This is a genomic window from Shewanella sp. c952 (assembly GCF_019654975.1).
Taxonomy (GTDB): Bacteria; Pseudomonadota; Gammaproteobacteria; order Enterobacterales; family Shewanellaceae; genus Shewanella.
Genome location: NZ_BPEW01000014.1, coordinates 36633 through 52538, shown reverse-complemented (window position 1 = coordinate 52538; position 15906 = coordinate 36633). Strand labels below are relative to the sequence as shown.

The window sequence follows — 15906 nt, the reverse complement described above, 5'->3', positions numbered from 1 at the left end:
ATCTCAGTCTTCATATACTCTTAAAGGATCTACAGTCCATACATAAAGACCGACGACTAAATCGCTCGGATATAACAAAATATCGTTGTTATCAGTTCCTACACTACTTGGTGTTGAAATATTGATCAAGATCACTTTTTGACTAATTTCACTCATTAGGGAAATAAAAAAGCTCTCATGGAGAGAGCTTAGAACTGTAATAGAAAGAACTGCTTAATGCATTGAACTAAATAAAGAGCCTTGATTACACTTGTCATCCTGTGTATTTATTGCGCTATCAGGTAAGTGAGCATTCGCATTTTCAATCACTATACCTAACGCTTGTGCACTTTTGGCGACTAACTGTAAGCGTCTATTATCACGTGCATCTAGGCTATTTGCCCAGGTAATTACTGCACTCGATGTGCCGCTTGTTAGCGCTTTTTCCATTGCCCAAAGAGTTTCGACTTCATCTTTAGCATGCACCAATAAAATTCTGTCCATGCGCACACCAGCCGCGGCTAGCATTTGTTTATAACCAATATTAGGTGGGCTAATCAATACGATCCAGCGCCCCTGTTGACTCAATTGAGCCAACTGAGCGCTAATCTTTGTTAGCTCATTACGCCCTTGAGTGTGAGATACCATAGTTTCTATATCTACAACTGTCTTTTTCGTCATGGTCGAGGCTGGAATATCTTGCCAAAGACCGGGATGACGAGGGCTAACACCTAATAATTTGTTCATTGCCAATCTCCATTGCGGATCACGCCAACTGCTAGCCCTTCAATACTTAAGCTCTGGTTCGCTAGATCTACTTCTATTGGTGAATATTCTTCATTTTCAGCATGTAAAAAGACCTTATTACCTTTCTTTTCAAAGCGCTTAACGGTTACGTCATCTTCTACTCGAGCAACGACTACTTGGCCGTTACGTGCTTGCTGGCTTTTATGCACAGCTAATAGATCACCCTCGAGTATGCCAATATCCTTCATGCTGTCACCACGGACTCGTAGCAGAAAATCAGCAGAGGGACGGAACATGGCTGGGTCGACTTTATAGTGTTGTTCAACGTGCTCCTGGGCAAGGATTGGCTCACCTGCTGCAACTTGACCAATTAAAGGCAAACCGAGTTCGGCCTCTTCTGGCTCCTCTTGAGTGAGTCGAATACCTCTAGAGGTTCCCGGTATGATCTCAATACACCCCTTTTTAGCCAGTGCTTTTAAATGCTCTTCAGCGGCATTGGCAGACTTAAAGCCTAAACGTCTCGCTATTTCAGCACGGGTAGGTGGCATACCTGTGTCAGAAATGTTTCGTTTAATCAGCTCTAAAATTTCTGCTTGGCGCGGTGTAAGTGGTCTCATACTTGAACCTGTTTTTCTATACAGTAACTGTCAGTATATACAGTAATTGATTCAGTGCAAGTATTAACCAAATTAATGTAAGCATAAGTTAAATTTACATTTATATGGTGTCACTTTAAATGTGGGGCTGTGCAACGGCAGACTGGCTAGATGAAAAGCTAGATATAGAGCTAATGCACTAAATTGTGACTAAGTCATTGTTCTATAAATACACAGTAGCTTCCACTGCGGATTGTAAAGCAATTGCGCAAACCGTTGGAAATTCTGGTATTCTACGAGGTTATTAGAAGCGACTAACACTGCAAGCGAATCATGTCGAAAAAAGACTCTCTTTGGTTTAAATCTTTACGCTGGATCCAGAAAAAGTTGGTACACACTATTGTGGTACCTCACGATCCTTTTGATGATCTCAATCTCGATCCAAGCAAACCGCTCGTTTATGTCATGAAAACAGAATCAGTGAGTGATATTGCTGCTTTAAGTGAAATGACCGGTACGCTAGGTCTGCCTAGTCCTTATGATGACCTAGAGGTTAATGGCGTGAGTGCGCCTCGGGTTGTCTGTCTTGAAGGCAGCAAACCGTTATTCGGTGAACGAGAAAGTGCAGAGCAGTATCTACACTGCTTTAAGCGTTTGCTGAGTGTGCATAAGCAAAATGCTGAGCTCGATATTCAGCTGGTGCCTGTAAGTCTCTACTGGGGACGCACCCCAGGTAAAGAAGATGACACCATGCGCGCAGCTGTTTTGGAACGTCAGAATCCAACATGGCTACGTAAATGTTTGATGATCTTATTTCTTGGTCGTCATAACTTCGTCCAGTTTTCTAACGCGGTTTCATTGCGCTACATGGCGGATGAACACGGAACCGATAAGCGTATTGCTCAAAAATTAGCGCGTGTTGCTCGTGTGCACTTTCAGCGTCAGCGTAAAGTGATGACTGGTCCTCAACTGCCTAAGCGACAAGCACTTTTCCACGCTTTACTTAAATCTGATTCGATAACTAAAGCAATTAAAGAGGAAGCTGCTAGCAAGAAAATTTCAGAAGCTGAAGCTCGTGCCAAAGCAATGGAATATCTTGATGAAGTTGCTGCCGATTACTCAGACAGTTTGGTACGTATAGCAGAGCGTTTTCTAACTTGGCTGTGGAATAAGCTTTATAAAGGCATAAACATCAAAGGTGCGGAGCAGATCCGTCAGCTACACCATGATGGTCACGAAATAGTTTATGTACCGTGTCATCGTAGCCATATGGACTACTTGTTGCTGTCTTACATTCTTTATTACCAAGGTATGGTGCCGCCGCATATTGCTGCAGGTATTAATCTTAACTTCTGGCCTGCAGGGCCGATGTTCCGTCGTGGCGGCGCATTCTTTATTCGTCGTAGTTTCCGTGGTAATAAACTTTACACTGCAGTATTCCGTGAATATTTAGATCAGCTCTTCACTAAAGGTTACTCGGTTGAGTACTTCACTGAAGGTGGACGCTCACGTACAGGTCGTTTATTGGCGCCAAAAACAGGCATGATTGCGATGACGCTTAATAGTGTTCTCCGCGGTGTCGAACGACCTGTAACCTTGGTCCCTGTTTACTTGGGTTACGATCATGTGATGGAAGTAGCGACTTATCATAAAGAGCTAAGCGGTAAAAAGAAAAAGAAAGAATCTGTCTGGCAGGTATTTGGCGCCATCCGTAAGTTAGGTAACTTTGGACAAGGCTATGTGAACTTTGGTAAGCCTATAACACTGCATAACTTCTTAAATGATGAAGTGCCTAATTGGCGCGAAGATATTGCGCAAGATCCTGAGCAAAAGCCAACTTGGTTAACGCCAGCGGTGAATACGTTAGCCAGCCAAGTAATGACTAATATTAACGATGCCGCAGCGGTAAGTTCGGTAACGTTAACCAGCTTAGTGTTGTTAGCGTCAGAGCAAAATGCGCTTGAGCGTAGTCAGCTTGAAAAGCAGTTAGATCTTTATCTTACATTGTTAAAAGAGTTGCCTTATACCGAATACACCTCAGTCCCTGATGGCAGTGGTAAAGATTTGGTTTCGCAAGGTCTCGAACTGAAGAAGATTCAGATTGAAAGTGATGCGCTTGGCGACATTATCTCCATTGATGACAGCATTGCGATCACTATGACTTATTATCGTAATAACATCATTCATCTGTTGGTGGTTCCTTCACTGATCGCTGCTTGTTTATTGCGTAAAGAACGTTGCACCCGTGATGATGTTGTTTGTGTGATTAATGACTTTTATCCGCTGCTTCAAGCTGAGTTATTTATGGGTATTGAAGACCCTAAGATCTACGCGAATAGCATCTTAGATATCTTTGTTGCGCAAGGACTCGTGGTTGAAAATGGTCATTTTGAAGTTGCCGATGACAAAATCAATCAGCTGTTATTGTTGTCAGGCACTATCGACGAAACGATGCAACGCTACGCTATCTTATTTAACTTGTTAGCAGTGAAACCTAACATGGAACGCTCAGAGTTAGAGCGTGATAGCCATCGCCTTGCACAAAGGTTGGGAGCACTTCACGGTATTACTGCGCCAGAGTTCTACGACAAGAAGCTATACGCTACGCTAAGCGTTAAATTAAAAGAGTTAGGTCATCTAACGGATAGCGAAGGCTGTAGCGATATTAAGCGAATAAAAGATAGAGCTAACTTGCTACTGCGTTCATCAGTTAGGCAGACGATTGTTGATAGCGTCAATGCGGAGCAAAAAGATTAAATGGCAAATCATATGAATGCGGCCAAAAACAAGGCTGAAGGAAAATCACTATTAGGCGGCGCAATGATTATTGCGGGCACGACCGTTGGCGCGGGAATGTTCTCCTTACCAGTTGTGGGCGCAGGCATGTGGTTTGGCTACTCAATGTTAATGTTGGTAGGCATATGGTTTTGTATGTTGGTGTCTGGCTTGATGTTGTTAGAGACTAATCTTCATTTTGAACCAGGCTCTAGTTTTGACACCCTCACTAAAACCACGCTTGGCCAATTTTGGCGCATCGTCAATGGATTATCGATTGCCTTCGTATTGTATATATTGACCTACGCCTACATAAGTGGCGGCAGCTCGATAGTCAATCATAGCCTAGAAGGTATCGGTATTAGCTTACCGCAAAGTGTTGCTGGGCTAGTGTTTGCTGCGGTATTGGCTACCATCGTTATCATCAGCACCAAAGCCGTAGATAGAATCACCACCATTATGCTTGGTGGTATGATCATTACCTTCTTCTTGGCTGTCGGTAATCTATTGATAGATGTTGATACCACTAAGCTGTTTGTGCCTGACGGTGATACCAGTTATGCGCCATACCTATTGGCGGCACTGCCATTTGGTTTAGCCAGTTTTGGCTACCACGGTAATGTACCTAGCTTGGTGAAGTATTACGGTAACCAGCCAAAGACCATTATCAAGGCCTTGTTCATCGGTACCTTTATTGCCTTAGTTATTTATAGCTGCTGGTTAGTTGCTACCATGGGCAATATTCCTCGTAGCCAATTTGTCGATATCATTGCTCAAGGCGGTAATATGGGCGTATTGGTAGGAGCATTGTCTGAGGTTATAGCGAATAGCTGGTTAAACACCATGTTAACCCTATTCGCTAACTTGGCTGTGGCTTCATCTTTCTTAGGAGTGACCTTAGGTTTATTTGATTACCTTGCAGATCTGTTTGGTTTTGATGAATCTCGTCAAGGTCGCTTAAAAACGGCGGCGGTGACATTTATTCCACCGACTATTTTAGGTATTTTATTCCCTAATGGCTTCCTCATCGCGATCGGTTTTGCTGCATTAGCGGCTACCATTTGGGCGGCTATCGTACCTGCTATGATGGCTTATAAATCGCGTAAAATCTTTGCTGATAGCGAAGGTTTTAGGGTACCAGGTGGCACGCCATTGATTGCGGTGGTTATTGTGTTTGGTATTGTTACCGGAGCTTGTCATTTGCTCGCAATGGCAGGGATCTTACCCGTCTACGGTTAAATATGTATTTAACCCCGATTGAAATCAAAAGCCTCTTAAAGAGGCTTTTTGTTTTTTAGGTTTTTTAAATACTGTGTTGGTGTTTGCTGGCGAAAGCGAGCAAAAGAGCGGCTAAAACTGTGGGCATTTGCGTAGCCCAGTAATGATGCAATTTCTGCAGGATCTTTCCCTTCAAGCATATATTTGATCGCTTGATTACACAGGATATAACCCGATAAATAGGTGAAGCTAAAACCCAGTTTTTGCAAACGTCTTTGCAACTGCTGGCGCGAAATATCAAACAGATCCGCTACCGTATCGACATTAGGAAAGCCGTAACAGCGAGAGTAGTTGACCATCTCGTAAAGCACTTTCGGCGTGTCAGTCGGTTGAGGCATATTGAGATAGTTTTCAAGCTGTGACATAGGAATAGCGGTTTTTATTGGTTCAGGCACATAAGTAAAATCGCTATTCGATGCTAGAAGATCATCGATATTCAACCACAGTTCTGTTTGTGGCGCATTCCAAGAAACCGGGCAACCAAATAATGCTTCGGTCTCCAATTGCTTGCTTGGAGAGCCACTTAATCGAACTTTCAAAAGGCTGTGATTGTTTCCTGTGTAGTGCTTGATAGCGTTGAGCAGGGTAATAGCCACCCGCAATGAATCATGAGATTTAGCTCTATCTTTGACAAAAGCATTGCTGTAACACCACTTCAATATTTTCCCCGATTGCTGAGCGTAATAACTGGCACCAGATTGAAAGCTTGTGATCCCATGGTTAATGCGCCTAAATGTTATGGCTAAATCGGGTGCGCTCAAGAACCAATTCCCCGGAACTTCAAGGCTGGATAATGTCAGATATTGCTGGATTTTCAACATAAAACCAGCATCGCCAGTCAGTTGTTCAATCTGCTCTAACCACTTTGCCACCTCGGTAAATGGCACTAACATCATGGCATCTTGTTGCAGAAGTTGCGGTAGCTTTAGCATCGCAGGAGTTATGCCATAGTGCGCCTCAACGCCTTTAAGCACAGGTAAAAGATAGCAGAAACGAATAAAGGCCGTATTGAGTAGCATTGTGAGGTATCTAAAGAACTATTTGTGCCGATTGAATCATAAATGGTGGATAAATGATATCTATACGTCATTAGTGTTGCTCTCTAATACAGAAACGGCAAACTACTCAGCCGATATATTATTTCGAGATCTCCTTATGAGTTTGTTCAGTATGCCATTTGTCGATACTAGTGTTGATAGCGCCCTGCATGGCGTTGCTGCTGTTGTGATGGTAATGACTGTTGCTGCGGCTGCTTTTGGTTTTTGGAAAATCCATGAGTTACCTATCAATCAGGCTCATAAGAAACAACACCAACAGATAGGACTTATCACCGCGCTTACCTGGATAGGCTTTGTTTGGCACTGGGTATGGGTGTTAGCGGTCATTGTCGCTTTTGTCGATAGCGAAAAAGCTCTGCGCCGAGTCAGAGATATCTGGCGCGAGAAAGAAACAGTAACCGAGCAAAACGCGATGAAAGAGGATCTATAAATGCTGGAAGGATTAGCGGTATGGGCATTGTTTATTTACCTACTTCGTTTAGTCGGTATGCCTTGGAATATTTACAGTAAGAGTTTTGCTTATTTAGGTGGCACGGGTTGGCTGATGTTTGTTTGGGTCGGGCTCCTAAACTACACGCCGATGGATCTCTCTGGTGGTTCACTGGTGCAATCACCTCATATTCAACTGCGTCCAGCTAATAGTCAGATACGAGGCAAAGTTGAAAATATTTATATCAAGCCAAATCAACAGGTAGAAGCAGGGCAGCTCATTTATGATTTAGATGCAGAGCCTTACCAGATAGCTTTGAATAAAGCGCTGGTCGCAAAAGAAGCCGCAAACGTTAGCCTGTCTTTGGCTGATGAAGATGTAAAACTGGCACTCAAGCAACATGATGTTTCAATTGCTGATGTCAGTATCAGTAAAAACCAACTTAACTCAGCCAGTAAGGATCTCGCTTGGAAGCAGAAAACACTCGCCCGTTATATAGAGCAAAATCGTGTTGTTCCCGACACCATCACCAAGAGTTTACTCGATGAACAGCAAACCGCGGTCGATCTTGCTCAGGCACAAGTGAGTACCTATTCAACACAGATAGAAAAAGCACAGATGGCAGAGAGCACAGCACTGCTCAATATCAAGAAGTCGCGCCTTGCAGTTAAAAGTCGTCAATCGGATTTAAATAGCGAGCACGAAAATGTAGCACAGGCTCAATGGAATCTTGATAACACTAAGATATTCGCTCCCACAGATGGTTACGTGACAAATTTCATTATGCGCGAAGGACAGTATGTTGGAGTTGCCCCTCGCATGCAGATGTACACTCAAGAAAAATACGTATTGATGCGGGTTAATCATCAAGCGATTCGTAATGTAAAAGTTGGCCAAATGGCTGAATTTGCCTCGGCAGTTTATCCGGGTAAAGTTTTTAGCGCAGAAGTTGAAGGGATTATTGAGGCAACAGGAGAGTCTCAGGGGCGTTTGTTAGCACTGGATGACAATGTTAGGCAGACGACTGGCCAGAACCTCAATAATAAGCATCACTTTGTCAGGCTTAAACTGATAGAAGCTGATAGTTATGATATTCCGGTTGGTTCGGTTGGACTCGCCTGGATCTCTGGTACCAAACCCATAGAGTTTTTAGCTTTTTTGGATATTATTCGTGGCATCGTAATTAGAATGAAATCACAGATTTACTATTTCTACTCAATTTGATTTACCCCGCCAGCTAGCCGCTTCTGCTGCTAGCTGGGCATTAAACAGATCAAGCGAAAACACGGTTTCGGCCGTTCTTCTTAGCTATATATAACGCTTTATCCGCTAACTTCAGCGTTTGAGCAAATGTTAGTTGTCCATGGTGTTCAGCAACGCCGATAGAGATGGTGACATTAACCGTTGTACTGTGGTTTTCTTCTTTGGCTTTTCGATCAGATTTATTACTGCTTTTACGAAGTTCATTTCTGAGTACAATGTCGTAATCTCGAATTTTGCACCTGAGCTCATCGAGGTGGGGCAGGATGATTTCGACATCTTTATTCGGAAATACAATGGTAAATTCCTCTCCTCCGTAGCGATATACTTTGCCACTTCCTTTTACTTTAGTCAGTTTACTGGCGATTAGTTGCAACACTTGATCGCCAACATCGTGACCATAGGTATCGTTAAAATTCTTGAAATGATCAATGTCCACCATCGCCACACTGTAATGGCTATTGAGTGAAAGAGACATGGTATTAAGTGCTCGTCGAGAAGATAGTCCGGTTAAGTCATCACGATAGGCTAAATGGTAAGACTCAGCTATCACCACGCAGATATAAGCAGTAGCGACTAGAGAGAGTAGTAATGGCAGAGGTAGTCCATTAGGTACATAGTAAAGAAACAGCCAACTAAACAGAGTCACTACCAGCACTGAATCGATAAGGCTTGCCCTCCAGACTGCATATATACAGACAATAATGCTAGATATCCCGACGGGGATATACAAAGGTGTAAGTAAATTGATGGCAGGGGGGATATCTAAAACTGTCGGTGAGCCGATTTTCAACGTGAATATTTGCCATGTAGAGCCGATGGCAAAACACAAGCCAATCCCTGCAACAGTTTTAACCGTGTGGAACGAAAACAGCGCTCTATCTCTACTGATGGAGAAAAATCCGATAATTAGTGAACCCGATAGAAAAATCTGGTTACGAATATTATCTGCCAAGTAATCAATGAATACGCCTTGCTCATAGCCGTAATAAGCAAGCAGTAATATGGCTAAGAGACTGAGTCTAGTAAAATTAAATTGCAGTGCAAGAATAGCTGCTACCGGCAAGAGGTAGTAGGGCAGTTCAATAATGTTGGGCAGCCAAACTTGCCACACATCCTTAAAGTGTTGAGCTGCTGCAATACAGATAAAGGTCATCATTACAGGAACAAAAATATAGCGAAAACTGCGTGTTAATGCTGACACTGATCTCTTCCCTGATGATAGATGAACAATATTATAGTCGATAGTGGCTGGTACTACATAAGTTGTAGTTTCAGTATTTTCGATTTGCAAGTGTGTCAATTGATGCGTTGGAAGGGCAAGCTTTACTATTAAAGCGGTATTTTATAAGAGAAAGGTTGGACAGGGATTGAATTAAGGTCTTAACTCAGTTCATTCGTTAATTACCCCGCAGTCGGGGATTAGGGTTGGCTATGAAAATCGATCAATATTTCCAAGGGCAGCCCTGCTGGGTGGAATTAGCGTCTGTAGATGTTGCTGTCAGTAAGCATTTTTATCATGCTTTGTTTAGTTGGGATATTGTAGATATGCCGATCCCGCAAGGCACATACAGTATGTTTAACCTGGAAGGTGATGATTTAGGTGCGATGTACCAGTTGCCTAACGAGATGATGACTGCAGGTGATAAAAGTCATTGGCTCATCTACTTTGCCGTAGAAAACCTAGAAAACAGTTTAGTTGATGTCACAGGGGCTGGCGGCACAATTGTACTTGGCCCACACGATGTTGGTGAGGCCGGCAGAATGGCAGTCATTAAAGATCTAGAGGGAGCCAAGTTTGCGTTGTGGCAGGCTAAAAACCACATTGGAGCAAGGCGAGCTGCTGAGGCAGGGACTTTATGCTGGGTTGAACTTGCTTGCAGAAAAACAGAGGAGGCTAAGCCTTTTTACAGTCATATATTGGGTTGGGGCTGTCGTAAAGCTGACATGGACAATATTGAGTACACAGAATGGCAGGTCGGTACTCAAGACATTGGTGGCATGATGAAAATGACTGCAGAGTGGGGGGACATACCGGCTCACTGGATGAGTTATTTTACTGTTGATGATTGCGATGCTACAGCGGCAAAAGTGACAGAGCTTGGTGGCTCAGTGTGCGTGCCGCCAACAGATATCGCCAATGTAGGTCGCTTTGCTGTTGTGAATGATCCAGCGGGTGCCGTTTTTTCAATTATAGAACTAACAATGAATGGCTAGGCATTTATTCTATTTAAAAAAAAGCACAGCGATTAGCTGTGCTTCTATAGCTATACCCAGAAAGCTATTTTTCGATATTTCCTTTGTCTAGTTTCCTACCATAGATCAGCAAGTAGATTGCGGGGATCACAAACAACGACAATATTGGTGCTGTGACCATACCGCCGACCATCGGAGCGGCAATTTTCTGCATCACTTCATTACCAGTGCCGCTGCCCCACATTATCGGTAACAGGCCAAAGAAAATCGTAGCAACGGTCATCGCTTTGGGGCGAATACGCATCACGGCGCCATGGATCAATGCTTCGCTTAAGTCGTTACGATTATTGTAATTACCAGCTTGTTTACGATCTTTGATGCTGTTGTTCAGGTAAACCTGCATCACCACGCCAAACTCTGCTGCCACACCCGCGAGAGCGATCATACCGACAGATACAGCCACCGAAAAGTTAAAGTCTAAGAAGTATAGTAACCAGGCGCTACCCACAAGGGAAAAGGGCAAGCTAAGCATGATGACAGATGCTTGAATAAATGAGCTAAAGGTCATCATCAACAGCATGAAAATAACTGCTAGCATCAGCGGAACCACTAGCTGCATTTTAGCTTCGACTCGTTGCATATACTCATATTGACCAGCAAAGCTGTAGCTATAGCGAGCTGGCAACTGGATCTCTTTGTCTAGCGCAGCCCTTGCCGTGGCGATGTACTCACCAATAGAAGTATTTTCTAAGTCTACAAACACCCAACTGATCAAGCGGCCATTCTCGCTGGCTAGCATAGGTGCACCGTCACTCACGCTAATGCTGGCTAGATTGCCTAAGGGTAAGTACTTGCCCGTTTTTGTCAGTACTGGCAACTCTTTTAGTTTTTCTAGACTATCGCGTAACTCACGTGGGTAGCGGATGTTTATAGGGTAGCGCTCTTGTCCTTGAATAGACTGGCCAACCTGCATCCCCCCAATCGCCATTTGCACCACGTCTTGGATATCTTTAAGTGTCATGCCGTAACGAGCCGCATTCTTTAGATTTGGCTCAATATCAATGTAACGCCCGCCACTGGTACGTTGGGCAAATGCCGAGGCTGTTCCTGGAAGTTTGCTGACAACTGCTTCAATCTCGGTGCCAATCCGTTGTAGTTCATCAATATCCGCGCCAGATATCTTGATACCAACTGGTGTTCTTACTCCTGTTGAGAGCATATCGATACGGGTTTTGATCGGTTGCACCCACGCATTAGTCATACCGGGGACTTTAACCGTTTTTTGCAGTTCGCCAATAATACCTTCAAGGGTCATGCCTTCACGCCAAGTATCGCGTGGGTTAAGCATGATAGTGGTTTCAAGCATCGTCAGTGGTGCGGGATCGGTTGCTGTCATCGCGCGGCCGACCTTACCAAATACCCGCTTAACTTCTGGTACCGTTTTAATGAGTCGGTCAGTTTGCTGTAAGATCTCCGCAGCCTTTCCAGCACTCACACTGGGTAAAGTCGTCGGCATATACAGCAGGTCGCCCTCTTCAAGCTCTGGCATAAATTCGCTACCCATTTTTGTCATTGGGTAAACGGCACTGCCAAGGGTGATTAGTGCCAGTAGTATAGTGACTTTAGGAAAGCGCAGCACCAAGCGTAGCAGTGGCTCGTAGATGGCGATTAACACCCGACTGATCGGGTTTTTTCTCTCATCGGGGATCTTGCCACGCACAAAGTAACCCATTAAGACTGGGATCAATGTGATCGCTAATATCGCGCTGGCGGCCATGGCGAAAGTTTTGGTAAATGCCAGAGGGTGGAATAAACGTCCCTCTTGCGCTTCCAAGGCAAACACGGGCACAAAGCTGAGTGTGATGATTAACAGACTGAAAAACAGTGCAGGGCCTACTTCGACGGATGCTTTCCGCACCAACTCCCAATGGGCGTCGCCTGTAGGGGCTGCACCGTTATGTTTTTCGCGATAATGCTCTAAGTGTTTGTGGGTGTTTTCTACCATTACAATGGCGGCATCAACCACAGCGCCAATCGCAATCGCTATCCCTCCTAAGCTCATAATATTGGCGTTAACACCAATAATGTTCATAACGATAAAGCTGATTAAGATAGAGATTGGCAGTGAGATAATAGCCACCAACGTTGATCGTGCATGCAGCAAAAAGATTAAGCAGATAATGCCAACGACCAGCATCTCTTCCAGTACTTTATGTTTGAGATTATCGACTGAGTTAAGGATAAGCTCTGAGCGATCGTAAGTGATGACTAACTCCACCCCATCAGGCAGACCGTTTTCAATCTCTTTCAGCTTATCTTTAACGTTATTGATGGTGGCAAGTGCATTTTCACCGTAGCGCATAACCACAATACCGCCGACAACTTCACCTTCACCGTCTAGTTCGGCGATACCGCGGCGTGCCGCTGGGCCCGTTCGCAGTTGCGCCACGTCTTTCATTAGCACCGAGATCCCTGATTCAGACACTATGCCGAGAGGGATCTCTTCAAAATCTGCCAAGGTTTGACGATAACCGGCAGAAGTGATCATATACTCAGCTTCTGCCATCTCAATAACAGAGCCGCCAGTGGAACTATTGGAGTTATCTAAGGCATTTTTAACCGTCATCAAATCGATTTGATAGAGGGCTAATTTATGCGGATCGACAATGATTTGATAAGACTGTTCCATGCCGCCAATAGTGGCAATTTCAGATACGCCCTCGACACTTTGTAGCTCAAGTTTTAAGAACCAATCTTGCAGTGATCGCAGTTGTGCTAGATCATGCTGACCCTTACGGTCAACTAACGCGTACTGAAATACCCAACCAACACCGGAAGCATCAGGCCCAAGTGTCGGGGTGACGCTGGCAGGCAGTTGCCCTTGAGTTTGCGATAGGTACTCTAAGACTCTAGAACGTGCCCAATAGATATCGGTACCATCTTCAAAAATGATGTACACATAAGAGTCTCCAAACATCGAGAAACCACGTACCGTTTTTGCGCCGGGTACCGCGAGCATTGCGGTCGATAATGGGTAGGTGATCTGATCCTCTACCAGTTGTGGTGCTTGTCCTGGGTAAGAGGTTTTTACAATCACCTGCACGTCAGACAAGTCTGGCAATGCATCTAGTGGTGTCATGCGCATGGCTTGATAGCCAATTAGCGCGATAATCGCAGTGAGTACTAACACCATTACGCGCTGTCTAATCGAAGCGCTAATAATTTTTTCTAACATTATCGCCTCCGGTTAGTGGTTTGCGTGTGGATCGCTAGCGGCATCTTCGCTGCTATTGCTACCACTTAAGCGTTGTAAACTACCTTGGATACTGGCTTCTGAATCCAGTAAAAATTGACCCGATACAATAACCTTATCACCGGCTTTCAGACCTTCGGTTATTTCTGCTTTTCCTTGAGCTATCATGCCCACCTTGACTGCAACTGAGGCAAACTTGTTATCTGCACGCTGCACGACGACTCTGTTTTCTCTACCAGTAAGAATCAGCGCCTCGGTTGGGATCGACAGTACTTCTCGTTGGGGGCCGCCAAACAGCTTCACATCCACTAAGGTACCGGGTTTGAGTAGTTTCCCAGGATTATCTAACTTTACTCTCACTCGCATGGCACGTGAGACGGGGTCGAGTTCTGGGTAGATATAATCAATTGTCGACTCTAAATCGAACAGACCCTGAGCGGCGGAGGTGATCTCTACTGGACGACCTTGTTCAAGCCAGCTTTGTTCGTTTTCAAATACATCTGCAATCACCCATACGCTGCTCAAATCGACTATCTCGAATAGAGTGTCTCCAGGCTGGACATACATGCCGTGACGAACGGATAATTGGCTGACAAAACCATCTTGGTCAGCATAATAGGGCACGCGGTAGATGGTTTCACCGGTACGTTCTAACTGGTTGATGGTACTGGCGCTAACGCCCAGAAGTTCAAGACGTAAACGGGCCTTACGCAGTAAACCTGCGCCACGATTTTTATCCTGCTTGAGATAATCTATAGCCTGCATGTAATCATCTTGAGCGTTTACTAGCTCAGGCGAATACAGCTCATAGAGTAGTTGTCCTTTTTTGACTCGCTGGCCAACGGTATGCACCATTAAGGTTTCAAGCCAACCATTAACACGGGTGTGGGCATGTCCGATGGCATTTTCATTATATTCAACTGTGCCTATGGTCTTAACTAGCTTCCACAGGGTTCCTTTGGTGACTTGTTCACTGCGCATACCTAGGGCTTGTTGCATACCACCGGATACACCAACGACCACCTCTTCACCGACACCACCAATGCTCACTTTTTCTAAGTTCATACCACAAATAGGACAAGTGCCTGGCACGTCAGAAACCACATGTGGATGCATTGGGCAGACATATTTTACATTGCCGTCGCCATTGCTTTGAGCTGCTGGTATTAATGTTGGTTTTGGCTGACTCAACAATTTGTCAGCTTTACTTTGTGGCTCTGCTTGCTCAGCCGATGAATGGTTGTGACCGGCATGCTCATCTATCTGATTTCCTTCCTCCTCTTCTTTGACGAGGAACATATTGCATTTAGGGCAACGACCCGGTTCGTGACTGGTCACTTCAGGGTGCATCGGACAGTAGTAGTCTTTATTTGCGACTAGTTTTGCCTCATTCTCTGATGAAGGAGTGTCTGATTGTTCATCTTTGACTAGAAACATCTTACAAATAGAGCAACGACCTGGTTCGTGACTGGTTTCTTCAGGATGCATGGGACAAGAGTAGTGCGCATCCTGTTGCTGATTGTTAGTGGTTGCTGCTGATTGATGCTGTTTATGCTCTTGGCTGTAGCCTGCAATAGGCACAGTAACAAGCAATAGGCTCAGGGCGCAGACTGCATTGCTGCGAAACTTTGTTACGTTGAATAAACTCATAATGCCTTATCTCCACCCTTATTTAGTGATGCATGTGACTATTTTTATTTGCTTTATCGCTCGTAGCAATAGGCATTAAGTCCATACCGCACTTAGGGCAGCTATCGCCCTCTTTCCCTGTAATCGCTGGATTCATCGGACACGCATGAGTATCGGCGCTCATCTTATGATGCTCACTTTTACCTTTGTGGGGGCATGAATCACAGCTCTTTCCCTTAGTTTCCATCGCTTGCAGTTCCATTCCGCATTTTGGGCAGCTATCACCCGCTTTGCCGGTAATGGCTGGGTTCATTGGGCACGCGTGAGTGTCTGCAGTCATCTTATGATGAGCTTGCTTGCCTTTATTTGGGCACGAATCACATTGATGTCCAGCAGCTTTCTGCGCTTGTAAATCCATACCACATTTAGGGCACGAATCGCCTTGGGAACCCATTACTTCAGGATGCATTGGGCAAGCGTAACTTTGGCTCTGTTCAGCGCCATGTTCATGCGCATGAGCCGATACCGCAGGTGCCCAGGATAAAAATAAAAAGGTAGTTAATACCATACTAATAAAGGTTTTCATAACTCAACTCCATCAAAGAGATGGCCGAATGCTGTTAGTGCTAGCGCACAGAACAATTAACGGCATAAATAATTGCTTAATAAGAATAAATAACGTTGTTAGGTTTAGAGACGGCGAGT

Annotated in this window: 12 protein-coding genes; 5 read left to right on the top strand and 7 right to left on the bottom strand. The window is 44.5% G+C overall.

What is annotated here, in order from left to right:
* Positions 1 to 213: 213 nt before the first annotated feature.
* Together K5R16_RS11295 and lexA are read right to left on the bottom strand one after the other, a co-directional pair.
* Complete coding sequence (locus K5R16_RS11295) at positions 214 to 726, bottom strand: cell division inhibitor SulA (protein ID WP_220737669.1); 513 nt, start codon at positions 724 to 726, stop codon at positions 214 to 216.
* Positions 723 to 1343, bottom strand: a complete 621-nt coding sequence (gene lexA / locus K5R16_RS11290; protein WP_220737668.1) for a transcriptional repressor LexA — start codon at positions 1341 to 1343, stop codon at positions 723 to 725. Before lexA ends, K5R16_RS11295 begins: the two co-directional genes overlap by 4 nt.
* 312 nt (positions 1344 to 1655) lie before the next feature.
* Here lexA and plsB point away from each other — a divergent pair, with 312 nt between their 5' ends.
* Entirely contained in the window at positions 1656 to 4079 is a 2424-nt protein-coding gene (plsB, locus tag K5R16_RS11285) for a glycerol-3-phosphate 1-O-acyltransferase PlsB (RefSeq protein WP_220737667.1), read from the top strand.
* The gene (gene mtr / locus K5R16_RS11280) at positions 4080 to 5336 is read left to right on the top strand and encodes a tryptophan permease (protein ID WP_220737666.1); all 1257 of its coding nucleotides are present in this window, start codon (positions 4080 to 4082) and stop codon (positions 5334 to 5336) included.
* Positions 5337 to 5371: 35 nt separating this feature from the next.
* Here the strand turns inward: mtr and K5R16_RS11275 are convergent, their stop codons facing one another.
* The gene (locus K5R16_RS11275; protein ID WP_220737665.1) at positions 5372 to 6394 is read right to left on the bottom strand and encodes an AraC family transcriptional regulator; all 1023 of its coding nucleotides are present in this window, start codon (positions 6392 to 6394) and stop codon (positions 5372 to 5374) included.
* A 136-nt stretch (positions 6395 to 6530) separates the two neighbouring features.
* Between K5R16_RS11275 and K5R16_RS11270 the strand changes: the two genes are divergently transcribed.
* Entirely contained in the window at positions 6531 to 6863 is a 333-nt protein-coding gene (locus K5R16_RS11270; protein WP_220737664.1) for an MFS transporter, read from the top strand.
* The gene (locus tag K5R16_RS11265; RefSeq protein ID WP_220737663.1) at positions 6864 to 8087 is read left to right on the top strand and encodes an HlyD family secretion protein; all 1224 of its coding nucleotides are present in this window, start codon (positions 6864 to 6866) and stop codon (positions 8085 to 8087) included.
* 49 nt (positions 8088 to 8136) lie between these two features.
* Here the strand turns inward: K5R16_RS11265 and K5R16_RS11260 are convergent, their stop codons facing one another.
* Positions 8137 to 9327: a GGDEF domain-containing protein gene (locus K5R16_RS11260; protein ID WP_220737662.1), complete on the bottom strand. Its 1191-nt coding sequence runs from the start codon at positions 9325 to 9327 to the stop codon at positions 8137 to 8139.
* A 230-nt stretch (positions 9328 to 9557) separates the two neighbouring features.
* On the opposite strand from K5R16_RS11260, the gene K5R16_RS11255 reads away from it, so the two are divergent.
* Positions 9558 to 10340 carry a VOC family protein gene (locus tag K5R16_RS11255; protein ID WP_220737661.1) on the top strand — a complete coding sequence of 261 codons (783 nt, stop codon included), beginning with the start codon at positions 9558 to 9560 and terminating at the stop codon, positions 10338 to 10340.
* A 64-nt stretch (positions 10341 to 10404) separates the two neighbouring features.
* On the opposite strand, the gene K5R16_RS11250 is transcribed toward K5R16_RS11255, so the two are convergent.
* The 3 genes from K5R16_RS11250 to K5R16_RS11240 are packed head-to-tail and all read right to left on the bottom strand — an operon-like array spanning position 10405 to position 15787.
* Positions 10405 to 13554 carry an efflux RND transporter permease subunit gene (locus K5R16_RS11250; RefSeq protein ID WP_220737660.1) on the bottom strand — a complete coding sequence of 1050 codons (3150 nt, stop codon included), beginning with the start codon at positions 13552 to 13554 and terminating at the stop codon, positions 10405 to 10407.
* 12 nt (positions 13555 to 13566) lie between these two features.
* Entirely contained in the window at positions 13567 to 15222 is a 1656-nt protein-coding gene (locus K5R16_RS11245) for an efflux RND transporter periplasmic adaptor subunit (protein ID WP_220737659.1), read from the bottom strand.
* A gap of 22 nt (positions 15223 to 15244) precedes the next feature.
* A complete protein-coding gene (locus K5R16_RS11240; protein ID WP_220737658.1) occupies positions 15245 to 15787 on the bottom strand; it encodes a heavy metal-binding domain-containing protein in 543 nt (180 codons plus the stop codon).
* Positions 15788 to 15906 lie beyond the last annotated feature (119 nt).

Coding starts and splice junctions, on each gene's coding strand:
- plsB (WP_220737667.1), top strand. CDS start 1,656: ATGTCGAAAAAAGACTCTCTTTGGTTTAAATCTTTACGCTGGATCCAG.
- K5R16_RS11250 (WP_220737660.1), bottom strand. CDS start 13,554: ATGTTAGAAAAAATTATTAGCGCTTCGATTAGACAGCGCGTAATGGTG.
- K5R16_RS11270 (WP_220737664.1), top strand. CDS start 6,531: ATGAGTTTGTTCAGTATGCCATTTGTCGATACTAGTGTTGATAGCGCC.
- mtr (WP_220737666.1), top strand. CDS start 4,080: ATGGCAAATCATATGAATGCGGCCAAAAACAAGGCTGAAGGAAAATCA.
- K5R16_RS11275 (WP_220737665.1), bottom strand. CDS start 6,394: ATGCTACTCAATACGGCCTTTATTCGTTTCTGCTATCTTTTACCTGTG.
- K5R16_RS11295 (WP_220737669.1), bottom strand. CDS start 726: ATGAACAAATTATTAGGTGTTAGCCCTCGTCATCCCGGTCTTTGGCAA.
- K5R16_RS11255 (WP_220737661.1), top strand. CDS start 9,558: ATGAAAATCGATCAATATTTCCAAGGGCAGCCCTGCTGGGTGGAATTA.
- lexA (WP_220737668.1), bottom strand. CDS start 1,343: ATGAGACCACTTACACCGCGCCAAGCAGAAATTTTAGAGCTGATTAAA.
- K5R16_RS11265 (WP_220737663.1), top strand. CDS start 6,864: ATGCTGGAAGGATTAGCGGTATGGGCATTGTTTATTTACCTACTTCGT.
- K5R16_RS11245 (WP_220737659.1), bottom strand. CDS start 15,222: ATGAGTTTATTCAACGTAACAAAGTTTCGCAGCAATGCAGTCTGCGCC.
- K5R16_RS11240 (WP_220737658.1), bottom strand. CDS start 15,787: ATGAAAACCTTTATTAGTATGGTATTAACTACCTTTTTATTTTTATCC.